Raw genomic sequence first — 19,933 nt, forward strand, 5'->3', positions numbered from 1 at the left:
GATGCTGCCGCAGCTGTGGCGTGAGGTCGGCGAGCAGTTCGGTGAGGACCAGCTCGGCCCGACCACCGCCTGGACGTACTTCTTCGACCCCTACGGCCGGGCCACCAGGATCTCGGTGTCGTCCCGGTCGAACTTCGCCCGCAAGACCGAAACTCGGGAGGGAACTCTGATCCTCCCCGAGGTGCCCGTGGGCCAGTTCCGATCCTTCGACGGCTCCGACGCCGAGTTTCTCCGGCTGGCCCGACATGTCGCGCACTACTGCACCGAACAGCCCGAGCGCGTGGGCAATGTCGCCGTCGGCGGTCACGCGATGATGATCCGGCTGCCCCGGATCGGTGCCGCCGTGACCCGCCCGTTGGGCCGCCTGAGCTGATCGACCCGCCGGGTCCGGCCCGCGCGACGGCCGGTATTTCAGGCGGTGCGGGGCGTGTACATGATGATCGCGACCCCGACCAGGCAGATGACGGCGCCGATCACGTCCCAGCGATCGGGCCGGAAACCGTCCAACGCCATCCCCCATAGCAGGGATCCGGCGACGAACACCCCGCCATAGGCGGCCAGGATGCGCCCGAAGTTGGCGTCCGGTTGCAAGTGGCGACGAACCCATACAGGCCCAAAGCGATGACGCCGGTGCCGATCCAGGCCCACCCGCGGTGTTCGCGTACGCCCTGCCAGACCAGCCAGGCTCCACCGATCTCGGCTACGGCCGCCACGGCGAACAGCAGGATCGAGCGCAACACGGTCATGGGCGCAGATCCTAAATGCCCAGTCCCAGGGCATCGGCCGACGTTGTCGAGCACCCGCAGCCGGTGCTCGCACACGACCGCTTGCCGGACTCAGTGCCGCCACAGCCGCGCTGCCGCGAACGTCGCCGTGACCACACCAGCCCGGCCACGCCGAGCCCGATCAGGGCGAACCCCCGAGGGGCTCGAGCCACGACAGGCTCACGAACACGGTGCCGTCGCCCAGGATTCCGGCGGCGATCAGTATCGGGGCCAGGCAGCAGCCCGCACACACCGCGATCCCGGCGCCGATAGATGCCCACCAGCGGCGCCCGTTCGTCTGCTCAGCACTCACAACGGCCCGCCGCACACGTCGACGAGGATCTGCCGGTGGCGGTGGGGGTGGTGTCGAACGGGACCGGGCACGACGGTGATTCGCTGCACGCGAGCAAGTCCTCGCACCCCGCGGCCAGTGCAGCGGTCAAGGTATCGCGCACCGCGGTGAGCTCGGCGAGCTTGGCGTCGACCTCGGCCAGCTTGTCCCTCACCCGGGCCCGCAGGCCCGCGTCGGCGCGGCGCCGCGTACCGACGCGGGCACTACCGACCCGTCACGAGTCGAATAGGACGGGTTGCGTCCGGCGCAGAACCGCACGTTGCCTGCGCTTACCTCGACCGTAACCCCACCCGGCTGAACGTCGAGAAGTGTCGGTTGCCGAAGGTACCGTTGGCATTCGTGTCAAGTAGCCGAAGCGCCCGCAAACGCCGCAGAGACCTTCGCAATCGACGGGCCGCGCATCACACCGCCGCGGTAGTCGTCGATGGCTCTGTGGTGGATGTGTTCGACGTGGTGAACCAGCGGCAGACCGTCGACCAGCTCGCCCAACGCATCGCCGACCTTGCCGCCCCCTTCGATGTTTTCGATGTGGTGGGTCAGCTCCAATTCCAGCACGAGCTGTTCGGCGCCGATGCGTCGACACCTGACTCCGAGCTGCTGGCAGCGATCGAGTTCGTAGCGCTCATCCTGGCAGCACGTGGAGACCGAAGCCCGGTGGTCGAAGAAGATATACCGGTCGGCGAACTCCAATCCGCGATGCAGGAAATCAGTTCCGCTGCAACGTCCGCGCTTATAGCTGGTGCTCTCCGAATCGCGGGAACATCATCCCAGGATCCATCACAGGCCTCTGTACTCGCGATGGGTTCGGCTCTGCGAGAGGTTTTCGTCCGCAATATCGCCTATCCACACATGGTCGAGGACGAATTGTCCGAACTGTTCGATCACCCCCAGATCGAACACGACTGCCGAACCGTACTCGGGTTCACCGTCGCGGACATACGACGGGTATTCATCGCGCTGCGAGACCTGCACCGGGAAGCGTGGCACGCCAGGATCGCTGCGATCGGCCGGTTGGTCGAACTGCCTGAGTCCATCGGCGACGAGCCAACTGACACAGAGCACGATCTCATCGACCGAGCGCGCACCGAGTGGGCCGAGGCATGGGGGCGGTCAGGAACAGGTAGCACGATGCTGCCCACCTTCGACGATACTGTTGTCGCCGGACGAGCCGCCGTTTCCCCCGGCGTCGTTCCAGCGATCATCGACCTGTTCGCGGTGTCGTTCGAACACCGAGAACCCGGTGAAGCCGCCGAGGAGTTCCTGACCGGCAATTCACCCTTCCGCACCCGCCCGATCCTGCGCGCTGCCGACGGCAGCTATGCGGTCGTGCACGAGGCGCTACCGACGCATGCCATCCGGGAACGCGTCGAACAGCAACTACGCACCAACCCGGGGGCGTGGAACACCTACCAGAAGCACCGGGGCGACTATCTCGAACGTGCCGCGACCGCGCTGATCCAGCCGCATCTACCCGGTTGCCGAACCCACTGCGCCTTCGACTATTTCATCCCAGCCAACTCCACGGAGAATTCTCCGGCCGAGTACACGAAACTGGTCGAGGGCGACGGCCTTCTTGTGCTCGACGACATCGCCATTGTCATCGAGGCCAAGGCGGTGGCTCTGCGGCCCGGGTCGCGCACCGGCAAGCCGGGCCCGCTGCAACTGGACCTTCGCCGCATGGTCTCGGCCGCCAGCGAACAAGGTAACCGCATGCGCGATCGAATCCTCGCCGACCATGGTCTTCGTCTGCGTGATGACACATGGATCGACCTCGCCGACGTCCGCGAGGTCCATGTACTGGCCGTAACCCTTGACGACCTCTCCGGCATCGCCACGATCACGCACGAGATGGTCAACGCGGGTCTACTCACCCAGGACAACCTGCCGTGGGTGGTGTGCCTGCACGATCTACGCGTCGTCACGGAACTGGTCGATCGACCCGCCGAGCTGCTGCTGTACCTGCGCCGCCGCACCGAGCGCGACCTCACCCAGCATTTCCGAGCCGTCGACGAGCTGGACTACTTCCTGCACTTCCTCGCCGGGCAGCTCTACGTCGATCCGGATCCTGCCCTCACCCGCCGCGAGCTTCCGCAACTGCCGCTGTCCAATGCAGCAGCGCGCCGCCGCCGGCGCCAGCGCAAACAGGTCGAGTTCATCCCCGGCCTCACCGCGGACATCGATGACTGGTACCGCTACCAGTTGGACCCATCGGCAGAACCCGCGGAGAAGCCGCGGATGCACGCCGACCCCGCAGCTCTCGAACTGATCGACACTCTCACCACCAACCGCTTCCCGGGCTGGTTGTCCATGACCACCGCACTGCTCGGGTGCAGCGACACCACGCAGCACGACTTCATGAACCAGCTGGCGGAGCTCGCGAACGCGACCCGAGCCGACAACAACTCCCACTCCACAGGCATCATCGGCGGATCCAGACGCGGCAACAGCTGCCTCTTCGCGGCCATGACCAGCACGGCGGGTAAGCCGACAGAGGCCTACCTGCGTCGCCTCGACCTATACGTTCGCGCCAAGAAACATCAGATGCAGCTCGATCACGCCCTGGGCATCCTGATCGATCCGGTGACCGGTGCAGTCCTGGCTACCGTGTACGACAATGGCATTCCAGGCCCGGATTCCGATCTCGAGCAGCTGGTCATCGACTTCGGTCTTCCTGATCCCCCTGAGCTTCGCCGCCACCGAGTGCGGGGAACTACCGACCGCAGGACCACGACGAAGTGATGAGCCGGAGAAGTGTCTCGGCGGGTCGAGAGCTCCCGCCACGCACAATACTGTGGCACTGTCGCAATACCGCGACAGCACAGGTCGCCTGTACCTGCGGCGATCACGCGCTCGAGCTGTCAGGACAGGTGTGCATACTGGCATCTGATCCGGCCGAGATCTGCCGCCGCGAGGCCTTCACGGCGCTCTACCCGCCGAAGCACAGTAGGAGCGCGCGGTGAGTGACCCGGCGCGGATGAAGGACGAACTCGCTCGTCAGCTGAGGCTGACGCGCTCGGCGTGTACGGCATTCGACGCCGGGGAGCAGGAGCAGGCGCTGAACATCGGCATCCGGCTCCGGACACTGTTCCACCAGACGCCCAAAAGCACATCTCTGATGACCCATCTTGGGGCGGACGCCCCGAAGAAGATCCACGCCACCAAGCGGCATCATGGCGACTGGAAGGACTTCCTCACGATCGAGTTGACCCCGCTCACCGCGCCCCCCGTGCGCACGTCGCCGTTGCTCGGGCAAGCAATCCTGGAACGGGTGTCGATCGAGAATTGGTGGACCGGTCAGCCGGTGTTCGTCCACAACGGCACGACGTTCTCTCGCAGGAAGATCGTCCTTGCGATGGTGAACAAGGACGGTGGTGCGCACGTCGACGAGCTAGAGCAATTCTACGTCGCCCTGCAGGAGGGACTGAGTTTCATCGGTATCACTGGCAACTTCACCTTCGACGCTCCAGCACCCTATCCCCAAGGGCAGGTGATCTATCCGGACAACGGGCACTATTCGCTGCTGCGCCAGTTCGGTCACGAAGTACTTGAGTCGGCGGCCCGCGACGGCTGGGCCTGACATCACGCCGCCGGACACCGGACTCGGCACCGCGCCGCGTGAAGCGCCGCCTGGCCCCGTGCCTGCAGCGCAGCGCCCAACGATGAGAGGACCGGTGGAAGTGATCGACAGGAGCAGCACCCGCCAGGTGATCGGCGTACGTAGGTTTGGACGCCCGGCAGATCGTGCGCGAGGCCAACGTATGTGGCGGATCGCGGGCCTACCATCGCTCGATGGCCTATGACGATGTCGCCGAGCGCTCCTATGAGCCTCTGACCGAAGACCACCTTCGCCGCCTGGCCGAGTTGGCGTACGAAGATCACGCTGAGCTGATGCGACGCCACCCTCACTTGCGGGTACTGCGGGATCGGGTTCTTCTGACGGCACTGTGCCAGGGCGGCGCGCTGCACTGGGTAGACGGGAAGAACGGTGTGAAGGACCTCGACGTGTTCACCTTCTACGCCAGGCATCCCGAGCAGCCGTACCCGCCGCGTCGGAGGAAGTGCCGGGACTTCGGTGCGTCCGATCTCGGGCGACATCCTGCGGATGTCGGCCACTCCGGACGCCGGATCGACTTCATGGGCAAGGATCTCGATGTCCCGGTCGATGCCGATCCGGTAGATGCGGTGCGTTCATACCTACGCGGCCGACGCACACGAACGGCGTGGCATCTCTCGCGAAAGGCGGTGGTGGTGATTGACCCGAATCATCTGTTCGGCCACGTCATTTGGCCCGAGTAGATCACCTTGGTGGTTCGAGCCGGGCAGCGAGGACCCGGTGATGGACGCGACCGGTGTTTCACCGAATACCGCATGTCTGGAATATCGCCATCGCACCAGCCAACTGCGAAAGTAGTAGGCCGTCAGCGCTATTCGTTGTCGGTACCGGCGAAGAGCTGACGATACAGATCCATCCGATCCGCGGCGAGCTTGCTGGCAGCGTATTCCTCGAGTGCTCGACCGAGCGGAGCGATCCGGGTACGGTCGGTCAGCCATCCTGTAAAGGACAAACCAGCAAAGATACGCGCAGCGTCGGGATCTTCCCCTCGCAGCCGATCCAAGTTGGCATCACATATCGCCGAGGCATCGTAGTCGGCCAGAAACTCCTCGAACTTCTTGCCGAGTTCCATCTCTTCACCTCGGGGCGGCATCTGCATATCCATGAGAAGGAGCAGCTTAGCCGTCGAGGAGCTCTGCCCGGACGGCAGGAAGCGCCCCGCGCGAGCTCGCCACACCTCCACTTCACACCGAGAAGCGAGATGTCCAAGCACGGCGAGAAGATGCGGCTCCGCTGTTCCGCCCCCACGATCCGCAATTCGGGATGGTCGTGCTCGGCCTCGTGGTAGCTGCATGCTGGTGGCGGGAACGTGACCGTCGAGGTGGGTGAGCATTTCTCGACCGAGTCCAGGCGTTTGGGTGTAGCGCAGGGCCATTGCGGCGGGAGAGACTTTCGGCGTGACCGACACCGAAGGGCTGGTACTGCCTGAGGATGTGCCGAAGCATCGCTTCATGAGGTATGTCCGTGCACCTCACGGCGAGCATCAGCCGTTGTATCCGCTCATCCCGGCGACGCGGCCGCTGCGGGTCGGCCTGGATGTCTCGACGCTGGGGCCGGAGCCGCCCGATGTCGCCGACTTCGTGTCGGTGCTGCGGCGGCGTCCGGAAGTGGAGCCCGCGTTGCTCGTGTTCGGCGAGGACCGCGACGAGGATCTGACCGAGCTGTGGAGCCGGCGCATCGATTGTGAAGTCGTGCATGTCGTGGACTATCGCAGCTTCGGTGAACTGGAGAAGGTCGCCGACGCCTCCCAGGTTTGGGTGAGCACCTACACCGCGGGCGAAAAGATCTACGGTGGTTGGTGCCCGTTCTTCGGCGTCTATGCCGACCTCGACGCCCTACAGTCCGCAGAGTCCGACCTCAGCGACGAAGACCGATACCGCGCCGCCGCTCTGGCCGCCGTCGCCCTCAAACTCGGGCTCGACGTCGTGGTGACCGAGGCCGCGACCGCGGGCCGCGCCGATGTCGCCGACAACGACATCGCCGCCATGATCACTCCTGCCGACCTGCTTCCGATATTCGGCCACTACCTGCGCATGACCGGAAACCTGAGCCTGCGATACAACCGGCAGGGCGTTATCGTCCACGACGATCTGCGCGCCGGGTCGGTCAGCGGGATGTATCACGTCGGGGTCGAAAGCCACGTCCCGTTGTTTCGTTACTTGATGGTGGCCGCCGGGGTGGGTGGGCACGCCGATGTCGTCTCCGACCTCGGTTCGATCGCGGCGCGGGCCCAGCGCGCACTGCGCGCGCTCGACGAGTTGCTGGCCGCGCTGTCGACCCACAACGGACCGCACACACCCACCGTCGATACCACCGAGCGGGTCAGTGAGGCCTTCGACCGCGAACTGCTGTACCTGACAGCGGTATTCGATACCTTCGGCCGATTGTTCAGACGGCTGCACGATGGCAGGGCGCCGAGGAGGAACGAACCCAAGACCCTGTACTCCCCGGCCCTGGTCACCAGCCACATCGTCGAGAAATACGCCGACGACGGGATCGTGGGCCGGATCGTCGAGCACCGCAGCTACGCCCACATCACTGCGACACTGCGCAACTACATCCACGAGGCAGTACTGCCGACCGGGCCGGTACCCAGCCGTGGATACGGCAGCGCTACCACCATCGCGGTCAACCTCGACCTGCTCGCCGACGTGGAACTCACCCAGCGACAAGCCGACCGACTCGGCGTTTGGAAAGCCATCATCGCGATCCTGTCGGCCGAACCGACGACCGTCGGTGACCTGGCCACCTTCGCGGTGACCTTGATGACCACCGCGCTCGACTACGTCAACACTGTGATCGAACGTTCCTGCTCCACCACCCAACCGACGCTGCCGCGCACGCTCACCCCCTGCTCGGATGCGCACCACAAGACCTCCAGATAGCCGAGCCGCGCCCGGACGAATTGCTCATCCGCAGCTACTTCGGCTGGTGACCGCCGCAGTGCACTGGCCGTCCCCGGAACTCGTCGGGGGCGTCGATCTCGCACCGCCCCGGCCGTGAAAGCCGCACGCGTGTCGGTGCCCGGTCGTAAGCTGTGTGAATTGCCCTCTCTCCCAACGTGTCCGCCACACCGATGCCCGGAATGTGGTGGGTGTCAGGAGCAGTGATGAGCGGATGGATCGGACGGGTCGCGGTGTGGGCCGCGCTCGTGCTGATGGGGTTGTCCTCGGTCGCGTCGTTTCTGTTCGGCCGCGAGCTCGCCGAACTGGCGGGGATGCCGCTGTATCTGACGGGGCTGTGGCCGATCGTCGTAGCGGCGACAGTGTTCCAGGCCGGGCTGTTCTACGCGCTGCTGGCCAGCACTCGCGACCGCGGCGGATCGGCGCGCTGGTATTTCGCCGGCCAATTGGTGGTCTGGGTGGTGGTCGCGGTGGCGGGCAACACCCTCATCCTCACACAGGATGTGCAGCGGCTGTCTGCCGTTGTCTCGGTCGTGGTCACCTCGGTGCCGATGTTGTGCCTGCTGATCTGCGTGTACAACACGGTGATCTTCCTACGTGCCCGACGCCTGCGGCGATCCGACTCGGCGCCCGCGGTGCGCACGCCCGAATAGCACCACCTGTCCCAGCGGTGGAATATGTTCAGCTTCACCGCGCGCAGGTGCGCGAGTCCGCGATGTGGCGAAGCTGCGAACCGAGACGGGACAGAGATGACGGACTCCCATGACCACGACCCGCATACCGCACTGATCGACGAACGGCCCATCCCCACCCTCGTCCCCGGTCTCGGGCGCGAACACGCCCGGGAGTGGCGGCAGTTCGCACGATGGGCGGCCGCCGCCGAGCACACCGCGCTCCCGGCCAGCGCTGCCACAGTGCTGGCCTACCTCGCCGAGCACCCCGGCACTCCCGCGACCCAACGCGGCCGCGTCACCGCCATCAACACCGCCCACCAGCGTGCCGGCCACCCCGCCCCCGGCGAAGCCGAAGCCGTCCGGCGGGCCCTGAACCCCGGCCGCGGCGCCCGGCTCGACGCCGCCCGCGACCGCGCCGGCGCGCTGCTGCCCCAGCTGCCGGTCACCGGATGGACCGAAGGCCTGCACGGGCGCCGCGACGCGGTCCTCCTGCTGCTGGCCACCTCCGGGCTGTCCTGGCGGCAGATCGCCGCCCTAACCCAACACGAGGTCACCGTCACCGACACCACGGTGACGATCGGGCCGCAGCCGCTGGTCGAACTACCTGCCACCGGGCTGCCCGCAAGCTGCCCGGTCCGGGTGTTCCGCCGCTGGATCGCTGTCCTCGCTCACGCACCGAAAGCCGCAGGACACCTCGAGATAGAACGCATCCTCACCTCGACCACCGAGACCGACCCCAACCCCGTCTTGCCCCCGGCCTACGGCGCGCTGCCTTTCCTGACCGACTTCGACGACCGCGGCCTGGCCACCGGATATGTCGACGACCTCGACCCGCTGACCACCGAGACCATCGCGGCCATCACCACCGAACACCTACTGCGACAATATGCTTCGACGCCCGCCGGTGATCTCGACCCCGACTACTATGCGCGCGGCGTCGCGGCTCGCTGGCGCACCCAGCCGATCCTCGACGAACTCGACGATCTGCTGGACCGCTTCGACGCACTCACCGCACACCTGACGCTCAACGATTTCGAGACCGGTATCTGAACTCCTGGCGGGTGTTCACCGAACACCGCGCTGTCCAACCCGGCCTCTCCGCAGCCGACGCGAATCGAGCTTGGCCGACGTTGTTGTCGGTGGGGTGTGGCATGCTCTGCGCCGATCGACACCCCCGAGTTCTGGTCGATCGTCTGCGTCACCTCAACCGGCAATGTGTGGCAAGCCGGTGCCCGAAATCATCTGAGCTATGGAGGGTTTGGCGTGATCAGTTCGATTGCTTTCATTATTGTCGTTGTCTTCGTCGCTGCGCTGGCAGCGGGTGCCGGATACATGGTATCGCGCGGCCGCGCTGACGGTGCCGAGGAACGTGCCCGCCAAGAACACCAGCAGGCTGAGCGGGCTCGTAGCGAACGCGACGCCGCGGTGGCGCAGGTCCAGGCGTTGCAGCAGCAGCTTCAGGAGGCCGCCGCTGTGCAGGGTGGCCTGCAAGCCCAGCTGGATGGCGAGCGGCAGCGGTTCGCCGAACAGTTGGGCCTGCTGCGCGGCGCTCAGGAAGAGATGCAGCACACCGTTCGGCAGATGGCCGGGGAGGTTTTGCAGCAGTCCGGTTCACAGCTGATCGAGCGGTTCACCGAAATGACCGATCATCGCGCGAAGGCCACGGCCGGGGAGATGGATCAGCGCAAGAGCGCGATCGAAGCCATGGTCACACCGCTGCACCACGCGCTCGACAAGCTCTCTGCCAAAGTGCAGACATTTCACGAAAGCGGTGTCGGCGCGTTCGCGGCGGTTGCCGAACAGGTGAAGATGGTGAATCACACCAACGAGCGAATCCGCAAGGAGACCGAGCAACTGGTCAACGCGCTGCGCAAGCCGGGAGTCCGCGGGAAGTGGGGCGAGCTTCAACTGCGTACCATCGTGGAAGCCGCCGGCATGGTCGAGCATGTCACCTTCGAGCAGCAGGTGCATGTGGTCACCGACGACGACACCAAAAATGTTCGGCCGGACATGGTGATCAACCTCGGCGGCGGCAAGACGATCGTCGTGGATGCGAAAGCGCCGTGCGGCGCGTTCCTGGAGGCGCAGGAGGCTGACGACGAGGCTGCCTGCCAGGAGCGTGTGGCCGCTCATGCGCGCAATGTCCGCCGCCACGTCGAACAGCTCGCGGCCAAACAGTACTGGTCGCAGTTCGCGTGCACACCGGAATTCGTGGTGATGTTCCTGCCCTCCGACGCCTTCCTGCACGCAGCCCTGGACCACGACCGCGGGCTGTGGGATTACGCGATCGCCAGCAAGATCATCATCGCCACCCCGACGAATCTGCTGATGTCGCTGCGCACGGTCGCGTACATGTGGCAGCGACAGTCGCTTGCCGAAAACGCCGAGCAGATAGCCCAACTCGGCGGCGAGCTGTACAAGCGGATCGCCACGATGGTCGAGCACCTCAACGCTACGGGCAACAGCCTGGGGAAGGCGGTCGAGAACTTCAACAAGACAGTCGGCTCCTTCGAGGGCCGCGTACTTCCCAGCGCCCGGAAGATGGCAGAACTGCGCGGGGCCGACGCCACACTCAAGGACCTGGCACCCATCGAACGCAGCGCACGAGCACTGACATTCCCGAGCACCACTGATCCCGACACCGACAACGGCGCCGGCGTAGCGTGACTTCACCCCGCCGGTCGGCGACAATGCCGCGCCTGTGGATCAAACACTCGACAGAACCGGCCCGGGCAGTCCCGGGCCGGCGCCCGGCCCGATCGCGCCGCCCGGCACCTACACCCTTGCCCGGGACTTCCCCATCGCGGATCTGCCCGGCCGCTGAGGCTGCTGCTCGGTGCCGGATACGTACCTGACAACGCCGAAGCGCGATTCCGACTGACGAGGAGTTCGACATCGGCGTGTCTGGATCGGCAGCAGGCATATCGTTGTCGGACATGGCAACAGCAGAGATTTCGATGGACGATGCCCTGTTCGCTCACGTGCAGGAGGCGGCCGGGGAGAACCTGTCGGAGTGGATCGCCAAGGCGTGCCTGCATCGGCTGCTGAAGCAGGGCGTGCGGGCCGCGGTCGTCTGGGAACGTGAGCACCCGGACGAGGCCGCTGCCGCGCGAGCCGAGGAGGCGGCACGGCAGTTGGAGGCCGAGGCCGAGGCCGAGATTCGCTACCAGGCAGAGGAAGCGGCCCGCCGCCGCGGTGGTGACGGCGCCGAACCCACCTCCGCAGAGATCGCCGCGGCCGAAGCCGGTGTCCGGGCGCTGTTCGAGCGAGCCGTCCGCAAACTGCGAGAGCAGCAGGAAGGTGGGCAGTGAGTCTCCTGCTCTTCCCGTGGGCTCGAGGCTAGTGTGCGGGCCGGTCGGTCGGCTGCAGGAGTCCGGCGGCTCGGCAGCCCAAGCATTCCCATGCGGATGCGCCGCGTGCTGCGGCGTCGGCGACGTGCGGGCCGGTGCCCCAGGACAGTTCGCCGCCGCAGTGCGGGCAGGTGCTGGGCAGCTCGTCGGGTGAGTTCACCGGGATGAAGGTGTTGTCGATCGGGTAGCCCACGCTGGCCAGTGCTTCGGCGGCGGCCCGTTCCACCTCGATGTACCAGTCCTGCACCTGGGCGGGCCGCAGCGCAACCGGCTCGTCCAGGACCGAGATCACCTCACCGCGGGCAGCGGCCTGGGCGGCGAACTGCTCGGGAATCCGGTCGCGATGAGCCGCGCAGGTACCCAGCACCGCGGCGTGTCGACTCGCCCGGCCACCACCCTCACCGTCGACGGAGAGCTTCAGAACCGCGATGAAACCCAACAGCCGGGTGGTCGTCTTCCCGCACACCGCGCAGGTGTACACCGGGGTAATCGTGCGCGCCATCACCCCAGTCTGCCCTTGCCCCAAGGTTTCACGGGCGAGTTCGGTCGACCCTCAACGCCCCGACAGGGTCTCAACAAGCCGCGTGAAGATCACGCGACCGATCTCATCCGGCATGCTCGGCGCAGATCAGCCCGTGCCGAGGGCGCTCGCGTCAGCCGTGACCGAGTAACCCGGTCCCGCACCGGTGTGGGGAGCTGGTCGAGTCCGATCAGTTCGGCGGCCAGGTCACCGACGAGGAAGGGGCCGTTGTCGCAGCGCCCGCAGGCGGACGGGCGATCAGCCCACCCCGGCTGACCCCCAGACAGTGCCGCCGCTTGACGATCTCGCCGGGCCCGGAGGCCGTCGGGTTCGAGCCGACTGCGCGCTGCGTCGCGGCTCGCTGGCGCACCCAGCCGATCCTCGATGAACTGGACGATCTGCTCGATCGCTTCGACGCACTCACCGCACATCTGACGCACCACGATTTCGACGTGAATGCCGGGACGCCCGGTGGGCGTAACCGAGGCTGGGCACGATCAGTAGTGGAAGCTCACCAAGTCGAGGCCGTCATCGACACACGTGCGGACCCAGTCGCGAAGTTCGGTCACCGATTCGGCGATCTCCTCATCGCCGATCCCCGACAGATCGGCGGTGTCGAACGCCCGGGCGACCGGCTCCAGCTCGGCGCGGGTGAAGTGCCCGACAGCGGGGAAGTCCTCGATCTCCGGCAGGGAGATCGGAGATCCGGAGAAGGCCAGATCATGGGGATCGAAGTCGATATCCAGGCCGCCGAGGGCGTCGCCGACCTTGTCGAACCAGCCGGAACTGATCGGATACCAGTAACGGTTGCTCAACGCTCCGCCGAACCGTGCGCACAGAATTTGCAACGCCAATGCGTACGGCGCGCCGTCGCTGCCGCTGTGCTCCTCGGAAAAGAACAGCTCCCGCAACGCCGTCCGGACTGCCGCGGAGCCAGTCATGGCCCGATGGACATCTACCATCCAGTCGAAGAATCTTTGCGGGTCGCCGGTATGCGCGGATGGTGCCGACAGCACCTGCACATCCACCGCGTACGCCATGATCCCGTATCCCACACCATCTCCCGGTATCCGTCTTCGGCACGACGTCGCCATCGACCACGTCGGTCTCACTGTCGCATGCCTTCACGCTGGAGCTCGTCGAGTGAGGTCAGCCGCAGCCGCCGCCGCGCCCACCATCGCTGTCGTTTATTGAGGGTGGTGTGCGGTATCGCTGAGGTTACGGAGAAAGGTGTATTTGGAGGTGTAGTCGCTGCTGGCGGGGATGTTTCGGTTGTGGAGGTATTGCTGTGTCCAGGTCTTGAGGTAGTGGAGTTCGTCGATGATCTCGGCGCGGCATTGGCGTCTGTCGCCCCGGGAGTTGAAGTATTCGATTTCGAGTTGCTGGAGGACTGCTCGGTTGCCGGTGACGGTGCAGCGGTCGGTCATGAGTGAGTAGATGTGGCCGGTGTCGCTGTTTTCGAGCATGTTGTCGAAGCGGATGCGGTCGAAGCTTCCGAGGTAGTTGGCGTCGAGGTGGAGGTGGCCGGTCAGGTAGGCGCTCATTTCGGCGGTGGTGGCCAGTTCGTGTGGGCAGTCGAGTTTACGTTCGTACCGGGCGAATCCGTCGGTTGCGAATTGCTTGCGTTTGACGGTGTAGCCGCCGTTGAGGCGGGGGATGAACGAGGCGTATCCGCGGTCTGATTCGGTGGGCCCGGTGATGTCGAACAGGTGGTTGCCAAATTGCCACAGTTCGAAGTCGTTGCGGTACTCGGCGCGGTATCCGCTCAGCCCGCCGCGGCGGATCTCGGTGTTGATGTCGCGGGCGAGTGCGTAGATGTCGATGTCGACGTCGAGGGTGATTTTGTGCTCGTACTCGATGTCGGGGTCTTGTTTGAAGTACCAGCACTCGTGGCTGCCAGCAGTCTGGGAGTACGCGGGCAGATTCCGCAGGGTGTGAGCCAGCACCGCGGGCGTCGGTGGGTGCTGTGGTGGTGTGGTCGCCTCGATGGTGTCGAGGCGGTGGAACAGGGCGTCCTCGCCCCCGAGGCGGATCGGCAGGTAGACCAGCCAGCCGGCGGTGTCGGGTGCCAGCAGAGCCAGCGGCATCGCGTCGGGGATCGGTCGGCTGCCGTGCACCGCGACGGTGAGATCAATGTAGGTCACGGTCTCCTCGGCCGCGATGACACCATCGGTGAGGTGGTAGACGCTTGGGTTGTCACGCAATTGGTTCCAGGACACGACTCGGGTGGCGCGCCCACCCACGGCCTCGACGTCGACCAGGCGGTGCACGCCGTGGCCGGTCATATCGTCTATGGCGTGGGTAGGGTCGTCGTAGCGGCTGCGCCACGGTCCCATGATCAGCCAGCATCGAGGGTTTTCGGGCATGGGAAATACACCCCCAAAGACGTTGTCGTCAGATGGTTCGGTCAAGCGCGGGAGGTTATCCGGCGGGCGGTGTTGATCGCGACGAGCACGCCCAGGCGGGCTGCGAGGAACGCGGTGGCGGCGGGCAACAGTACCCGCTTCCAGCCGGTGCGGGTGTCGGCGTAGAAGATCACCGCGCTGCGGTGGTGGTGCCACAGCGATTTGGTTTTGCGGGTGCGGCTGGATTGGCCGCCGTGGTGGATGACCCACGCCGGACCGGACAGCACGGTGCGGTAGCCGCGTTGGCGCAGCCGCCAGCACAGATGGCAGTCCTCGAGATACATCCAGTACCGCTCATCGAACCCGCCCATTTCCTCCCACAGTGGACGGCGCATCATCAGGCAGCACCCCGAGACCCAGTCCACGACCTGGTCGGCATCGGCGTGCTCGGCGGCGTCGCCGAAGTATTCCCGGGTTCCGGCGTTGCCGGGACGCAGCAGGCCCATGATGGCGTGGCGGGCCGCGGTCGTGGTCGAGGGAAACCGGCGGCCGTTGGGATACGGTTTGCCGTCGGTGATCATTCGGGTGCCGACGACGCCCACCTGTTCGTCGTCGAGTGTGGCGCGCATCGCTTCCAGGCATTTTGTATCGCCCAGTGCCGCATCGGGATTGAGGATCGCGACGTAGGGGGCGCTGCCGGTGGCGACGGCTTGGTTGACAGCTGCGGCGAATCCCACGTTGGTCGGGTTGGCGATGGGCTCGATGCCCAGTTCGCGGGCGACGGTGAGGGTGTTGTCGGTCGAGGCGTTGTCGATGACGGTGATCTGCACCTGGTCGGCGACGGTCTGCGCACGCACCGAGGCGACGGCCTCGGGCAGCAGCCGGGCACTGTTGTAGGTGAGGATGACGATATCGATGCTGCTCAACGCTGTGGGACCTCTCGCTGGAACGCGTGGGTGATCGGATGAGGTGCGAGCACGGGCTCGGCGGACGGTATCACCTTCGGCTGCTCCGGCGCCGAGCAAGCGGCCATCAGCGACCGGACCGCGCCGTCGGAGCCGGTGTAGCGGCCGCTGTACTGAACGGGGCGTCCCTGCATGGGCCAGAACGCGATCTTGCCGATCGTCATGTCGGGATAGACACGCACCGGCATCGCCGCGCGCAACTCGAGAGTCCAGGGCATGACTGCACCGCAGTGCCCCAGCGGTGCCGACAGCTGGATCCGCAGCCCGAGCGACGATACCGACCGGCAGGCGTGCAGTGTCGCCGCATAGCTGGTCGCGCCCATCGCTTCCCGTGTCACGCCCAGATAGAGCCTGCCGGGCTGGAGCACGAATCCGGTGTCGGGGATGAGCGTCGATTCGGTTGGGGTGTCGGTGCGCGGGTCCAGGACGCCTCTTTCGGACGGGGTGTAGTGCAGGAGCTCGGCGCCGAGGTGAAAGGCGTAGCTGTTCGCGCACAATCCGGCGGGGTCGAATGGGTCGATGACGATGTCGCCGCGGCGCACCGCGGTAGCGATGGCGGGCCCGGTCAGCACGCCAGCACCCGCTCGACCAAGGTGGCTACTGCAGACTCCAGGTCTATCAGGGTGCCGTCGTTGCAGATCTCGTAGTCCACCTCGACTGCATCGACGCCGGCGGTGCTGGCGTCGGACAAGCTCACATACCCCTTGGCGGCCAGCCTCTTGCCGCGCAGCTCGTCGGGCGCGGTGATCCGCACGGCGGTCCAGCCGCGACACCGCAGCTGCGGGTAGTCGACGTCGTAGGAACGTACGTCGTCGTTGACCAGCACATCAGCGTGAGTCGCAGCCGCTCGGGCGAGGAAGTCCTCGACCAGGAACTGGCCTTCGCGTTTGCGGATCCAGTGCGCCAACGCCTCGAGCAGTTGCTGGTCCTGCTGTCCGTCGGGCAGCTGCTGCCCGAGGCGGGCGTAGAACGCCTGCTGAAGGTCGTAGAGCGGCGCGGCTACTTTCACCACCTCACACGACATCGAACGGCGAGCGACCGCGGAGCGGACGAACGCGGCGGCGCTCGACTTTCCCGCCCCGGAGTGGCCGATCATGCACAGTCGCAGTACCGGGTTCGGACGATCAGTATTAGTCATGGATGTTGGCTTCCGAGGTGGCGAGTGTGTAGACCGCGCCGTCGTCGAGCATCACCAACGCCCCATCCCGCGCCTGGTGTACTGCGGCGGGAATCCGGTTCTCTCGCAGGATGATCGCGAGATGGCACAGGAGTGAGGCGGAGTCGAACAGGAATCCGTCGACGTGATCGATGAGGGCGGCGAGGATGGCGTAGGGGTGGGGCGCGGATACGATCGCCTGTTCCCCGGTGGCGCGGATCTCGCGGGCGCGCGCCACAAGGTCGGCGACGGCGCGGTGTCCGCTGACGTCGACCCCACCGCTGACGCTGACAGCCGGGGCAACCGACAACCGTTGCAGGGCTTCGTGATCGGTCACACGCAGCACCCTGCCGACACAGCGGCCTTCTGCGATCATGATCGTGTCGGCGGCCGCTGGGATGGCCAAGGCGTCGTGCCGGTCGGCGTCGAGCGCCGTGTGGTCGATGTAGTAGACGATGCCGCGGGCATCGACGACCCATTCCACCGCGACCGGACCCAGTTGCTGCTCGAGCCGCATACTGAATTCGATCACCTGGCGCACGTTGTAGGTGCCGCCGAACACGCTCGCCGCCGGTCCCGGTTGCATGACGGTGAACCGCACCTCCGCGCAGGACGCGGTTCCGCGATTCATCGCCAGCAACCCATCAGGCGAGGCCTCGGCATAGAACTCGCTGCCGATGCGGCGGGTGATGACACCTCGTTGGCCGGTCACATACTGCCGGACGAGCACCGTCAACGGTTGTCCATCGGGGGTGGCGGCCAGCAGCCGTTCCAGGTGACCGCGCAGCTGCACGTAGTCGAGGATGATCTGCCGTTCGTATTCGCTGGCGTCGAGGATCACCTGGGCGCCGGAAAGCGCCGGATCCAGGACCGCCGCGAGGTCGTCGTACCAGCCACGGTGCGGCTCGGCCGGGACGTACACGACGAAGGCCGAGCCCCGGGCCAGGTCCAGTTCGCTCGCGAGCAACGCGGCCGTTCGGCGTTTGCCGACGAAGTGCGCCACGGCCGGGCCGATCGGCCCGAGGGGGATATCGGCCGGGAGAGGGTCGTCGTAGAGCCGGACCACCGCTGGCTGGTCACGGTGGCTGAGGTGGCGGACGGTGTTCGGCCGTGCCTGCACCAGATACAGTCGCTGGTCATCGCCGATGACCCATTCGACATCGACTGCCGCACAACCGAGTTGCGCCCGCGCGGCGTCGAGGAGCACAGCGATGCGGTCGGTGTCGGCCGGGGACAGCAGATGCTCGTCGGGGGTCGCGGCGCCGCCGGCGAGACGGTCGGCGCGGCCACGGACGGCTTCGACATGTACCCGGTCAGGCTCGGCGGGGTCCAAGCCGGTCATGGCGATGCCCGCGACGGCCGGTTCGATCATGGCCTGCACGATGACCGCCATCCGCGGAGCCGGATCGAGGTCCCCGGCACGCAAACGCGCGGTCACCGCCGGCAGCGAGTAGTAGGACCGCCACACCGCAGTCACTGCGGCAGGCACGTCTTCCGCCGCGACATCGAGCAGGCTGTCGTAGAGCCCCGCATGCGAGACTGCTACCGAATCCTCCCCGGCGGCTGAGGATCGCACCGCGAACCTGGTACCAGGATTGAACACCTCGCGCAGCCGCAGGGCCAACAGCTCGCGGCTGCGGGCAGTGAGCGCGACGTCGGCCAGCAAGCCGGGAAGCCGGGCGACGTCGTCGGTAAGGTTCGCCCCAACCGTGGCGTGGAGATCGGAGAACACGGCGCTGATCTGCTCGACCGTCCGCGGTGGCAGCGCGGCGGCGAACTCGGTGTCGGGCACGGCGATCAGGTCCGGTACTGCGACCTGGGCCGCCATCTGGGCGAGGGTCGCGGCTTTCGCCCCCACTCGCCCGGCGTCCATCCCGGCATCGTCCCGGCCGGGGAATCGGACGCGTGCGATGTCGCGGTCGAGGGTGCGCCAGCTCTCACTGGGCCGCGGTCCTCGCGCGCCCTGATATTTGCCGTCGTAGCAGGTGATGTCCCCGGATGGGGTCCACCACATCATCTGACCGATCTCCATCCCCGGATACACCCGCACCGGTGCGGTGGCCAGCAGCTGCAAGGTCCACCGGCCCTCGTAGCCGATGTCACCCAGCCCCGAGGACAGATGAATCGACAAGCCCAGACGCGCGATGCTCGAGCGCGCGGAGAACGTCGGCGCGAACTTGGTGCCGCCCAGCACTTCTGCCGTTCCCGCCAGATAGAGCCTGCCTGCCTCGAGCACGAATCCGTCATCGGGGATCACGATCTCGGTGGTCGGGTTGTCCGCTCGCGCGTCCAGCTCCGGACGGCGGTACACGCGCAGAGTGTCACCGAGGGTGAAGTTGTAGCTATTGGGATTGATCCGCGCCTGGTCGAACGGCTCGATCCGGATCGCGCCGAGCCGCCACTGGCGGTGGATCTCCTCACCGGTCAGGATCGTCACCGGCTATCACCTTCCGCCCGGCGCAGCAGCGCGGTGTGGTGAGGGCGTTCGGTGTCGGCCACCGACATCACCAAGTGCACACGGTCGACGGTGCCCGCGTTGAACACCGTGTGCCGCAGACGGGTATCGAACACCCGCACCCGCCCATCGGCGGGCACGTGGTAGCCGTCCCCGTCCGGGCCGACGAGGAACGCTTCGGGATCGGTGCGGATGGCCAGGTGGGCACGCTGGGTCGCATCCGCGTGCATCCGGTAGACCTTGCGCGGAGGCACGATCATCAGCCGCATCCGGCCGACCGGCATCAACGCCCTCACCGATTGCCATACGATGGCGAAGTAGGTATCGGCGAGTGCTTCGTTGACGCAGCAGAACTCGCTTTCCAGGTAGCGCATCGCGCCGTCGGGGGCGAACTGTGACTGCAGGCCGTCGGTCAACGGGTCGGTGGCATCCCTGCGATGGGTCAACGAAACAGCTGTCACCGAATCACCCGCGCGATCGGCAATTATCGGTCGCACCCGCTGCATCACCTCCTCGTAGGCCTGACGCAGCAGATCCACGTCGAATACGGCGTCGGTCGGGCCAAGGTAGAAATCCCCTACGTGAGTCCGCGGGTGGCCCTCCCCTGTGGCGGATAGCTGATTTACCAACGCACGCTTCCCTTCTCGTCGAGCACTGTTGTCCTGGCCCACCATGGCCCCGGATACCGGCCTGGTGTACTCCCGATCTGTCATGCGATATGCGTGTGCGGTAATACGCCCAGCTCCCAAGCCGGGTGCTGCCTACACTCGGCTGATCGAGCCGCACGGGCTCGGCGAAGGTCGCAAGCAAGGGGCAGCAATGGGGCACACACCTGA

At 66.2% G+C, this 19,933-nt stretch carries 20 protein-coding genes and 1 pseudogene; 9 read left to right on the forward strand and 12 right to left on the reverse strand.

Going from position 1 to position 19,933, the window contains the following annotated elements; translation table 11 throughout:
- Position 1 precedes the first annotated feature (1 nt).
- Positions 2-373: a hypothetical protein gene (locus ACFV2O_RS31230; protein WP_379255084.1), complete on the forward strand. Its 372-nt coding sequence runs from the start codon at positions 2-4 to the stop codon at positions 371-373.
- Positions 374-411: 38 nt separating this feature from the next.
- On the opposite strand, the pseudogene ACFV2O_RS31235 reads toward ACFV2O_RS31230, so the two are convergent.
- The 3 genes and pseudogenes from ACFV2O_RS31235 to ACFV2O_RS31245 form a co-directional block, all read right to left on the reverse strand.
- Positions 412-680, reverse strand: a pseudogene (locus tag ACFV2O_RS31235) (YnfA family protein).
- Positions 681-1,066: 386 nt separating this feature from the next.
- Entirely contained in the window at positions 1,067-1,270 is a 204-nt protein-coding gene (locus tag ACFV2O_RS31240) for a hypothetical protein (protein ID WP_379255086.1), read from the reverse strand.
- Positions 1,271-1,458: 188 nt separating this feature from the next.
- Positions 1,459-1,806 carry a hypothetical protein gene (locus ACFV2O_RS31245; RefSeq protein WP_379255088.1) on the reverse strand — a complete coding sequence of 116 codons (348 nt, stop codon included), beginning with the start codon at positions 1,804-1,806 and terminating at the stop codon, positions 1,459-1,461.
- A 108-nt stretch (positions 1,807-1,914) separates the two neighbouring features.
- Between ACFV2O_RS31245 and ACFV2O_RS31250 the strand changes: the two genes are divergently transcribed.
- From ACFV2O_RS31250 to ACFV2O_RS31260, 3 genes are all read left to right on the forward strand, one after another.
- The gene (locus tag ACFV2O_RS31250) at positions 1,915-3,855 is read left to right on the forward strand and encodes a hypothetical protein (RefSeq protein ID WP_379255089.1); all 1,941 of its coding nucleotides are present in this window, start codon (positions 1,915-1,917) and stop codon (positions 3,853-3,855) included.
- Positions 3,856-4,072: 217 nt separating this feature from the next.
- Positions 4,073-4,693 (forward strand): hypothetical protein, encoded by a 621-nt coding sequence (locus ACFV2O_RS31255; RefSeq protein ID WP_379255091.1) that lies wholly within the window; start codon positions 4,073-4,075, stop codon positions 4,691-4,693.
- A gap of 212 nt (positions 4,694-4,905) precedes the next feature.
- Entirely contained in the window at positions 4,906-5,412 is a 507-nt protein-coding gene (locus ACFV2O_RS31260) for a hypothetical protein (RefSeq protein ID WP_379255093.1), read from the forward strand.
- 128 nt (positions 5,413-5,540) lie between these two features.
- Here ACFV2O_RS31260 and ACFV2O_RS31265 read toward each other — a convergent pair whose 3' ends face one another.
- Positions 5,541-5,801: a hypothetical protein gene (locus ACFV2O_RS31265; RefSeq protein ID WP_379255094.1), complete on the reverse strand. Its 261-nt coding sequence runs from the start codon at positions 5,799-5,801 to the stop codon at positions 5,541-5,543.
- Positions 5,802-6,126: 325 nt separating this feature from the next.
- Here ACFV2O_RS31265 and ACFV2O_RS31270 point away from each other — a divergent pair, with 325 nt between their 5' ends.
- The 5 genes from ACFV2O_RS31270 to ACFV2O_RS31290 all read left to right on the forward strand — a co-directional run bounded on the left by ACFV2O_RS31270 (position 6,127) and on the right by ACFV2O_RS31290 (position 11,617).
- Positions 6,127-7,614, forward strand: a complete 1,488-nt coding sequence (locus ACFV2O_RS31270) for a hypothetical protein (protein ID WP_379255095.1) — start codon at positions 6,127-6,129, stop codon at positions 7,612-7,614.
- 224 nt (positions 7,615-7,838) lie between these two features.
- Positions 7,839-8,285: a hypothetical protein gene (locus ACFV2O_RS31275; protein ID WP_379255096.1), complete on the forward strand. Its 447-nt coding sequence runs from the start codon at positions 7,839-7,841 to the stop codon at positions 8,283-8,285.
- A 96-nt stretch (positions 8,286-8,381) separates the two neighbouring features.
- The gene (locus ACFV2O_RS31280) at positions 8,382-9,356 is read left to right on the forward strand and encodes a hypothetical protein (RefSeq protein WP_379255098.1); all 975 of its coding nucleotides are present in this window, start codon (positions 8,382-8,384) and stop codon (positions 9,354-9,356) included.
- Between the two features lie 213 nt (positions 9,357-9,569).
- Positions 9,570-10,973, forward strand: a complete 1,404-nt coding sequence (locus tag ACFV2O_RS31285; protein WP_379255100.1) for a DNA recombination protein RmuC — start codon at positions 9,570-9,572, stop codon at positions 10,971-10,973.
- 269 nt (positions 10,974-11,242) lie between these two features.
- Positions 11,243-11,617 (forward strand): hypothetical protein, encoded by a 375-nt coding sequence (locus tag ACFV2O_RS31290; protein WP_379255102.1) that lies wholly within the window; start codon positions 11,243-11,245, stop codon positions 11,615-11,617.
- Positions 11,618-11,645: 28 nt separating this feature from the next.
- Here the strand turns inward: ACFV2O_RS31290 and ACFV2O_RS31295 are convergent, their stop codons facing one another.
- The 8 genes from ACFV2O_RS31295 to ACFV2O_RS31330 all read right to left on the reverse strand — a co-directional run bounded on the left by ACFV2O_RS31295 (position 11,646) and on the right by ACFV2O_RS31330 (position 19,810).
- Complete coding sequence (locus ACFV2O_RS31295) at positions 11,646-12,158, reverse strand: hypothetical protein (protein ID WP_379255104.1); 513 nt, start codon at positions 12,156-12,158, stop codon at positions 11,646-11,648.
- A 515-nt stretch (positions 12,159-12,673) separates the two neighbouring features.
- A complete protein-coding gene (locus ACFV2O_RS31300) occupies positions 12,674-13,117 on the reverse strand; it encodes a hypothetical protein (protein ID WP_379255105.1) in 444 nt (147 codons plus the stop codon).
- 246 nt (positions 13,118-13,363) lie between these two features.
- Positions 13,364-14,587: a hypothetical protein gene (locus tag ACFV2O_RS31305; RefSeq protein ID WP_379255107.1), complete on the reverse strand. Its 1,224-nt coding sequence runs from the start codon at positions 14,585-14,587 to the stop codon at positions 13,364-13,366.
- The gene (locus ACFV2O_RS31310) at positions 14,584-15,447 is read right to left on the reverse strand and encodes a glycosyltransferase family 2 protein (protein WP_379255109.1); all 864 of its coding nucleotides are present in this window, start codon (positions 15,445-15,447) and stop codon (positions 14,584-14,586) included. Before ACFV2O_RS31310 ends, ACFV2O_RS31305 begins: the two co-directional genes overlap by 4 nt.
- A complete protein-coding gene (locus ACFV2O_RS31315) occupies positions 15,444-16,058 on the reverse strand; it encodes a hypothetical protein (RefSeq protein ID WP_379255111.1) in 615 nt (204 codons plus the stop codon). The genes ACFV2O_RS31310 and ACFV2O_RS31315 overlap by 4 nt, the downstream gene beginning before the upstream one ends.
- Positions 16,052-16,624: a hypothetical protein gene (locus ACFV2O_RS31320; RefSeq protein WP_379255112.1), complete on the reverse strand. Its 573-nt coding sequence runs from the start codon at positions 16,622-16,624 to the stop codon at positions 16,052-16,054. Before ACFV2O_RS31320 ends, ACFV2O_RS31315 begins: the two co-directional genes overlap by 7 nt.
- Positions 16,617-19,079, reverse strand: a complete 2,463-nt coding sequence (locus ACFV2O_RS31325) for a PEP/pyruvate-binding domain-containing protein (RefSeq protein ID WP_379255113.1) — start codon at positions 19,077-19,079, stop codon at positions 16,617-16,619. Before ACFV2O_RS31325 ends, ACFV2O_RS31320 begins: the two co-directional genes overlap by 8 nt.
- Positions 19,076-19,810: an aspartyl/asparaginyl beta-hydroxylase domain-containing protein gene (locus ACFV2O_RS31330; protein WP_379255115.1), complete on the reverse strand. Its 735-nt coding sequence runs from the start codon at positions 19,808-19,810 to the stop codon at positions 19,076-19,078. Before ACFV2O_RS31330 ends, ACFV2O_RS31325 begins: the two co-directional genes overlap by 4 nt.
- Positions 19,811-19,933: the final 123 nt, after the last annotated feature.

Origin of the sequence: Nocardia sp. NPDC059691 (assembly GCF_042733915.1) — a bacterium.
In the GTDB taxonomy this organism is placed as follows: Bacteria; Actinomycetota; Actinomycetes; order Mycobacteriales; family Mycobacteriaceae; genus Nocardia; species Nocardia sichangensis.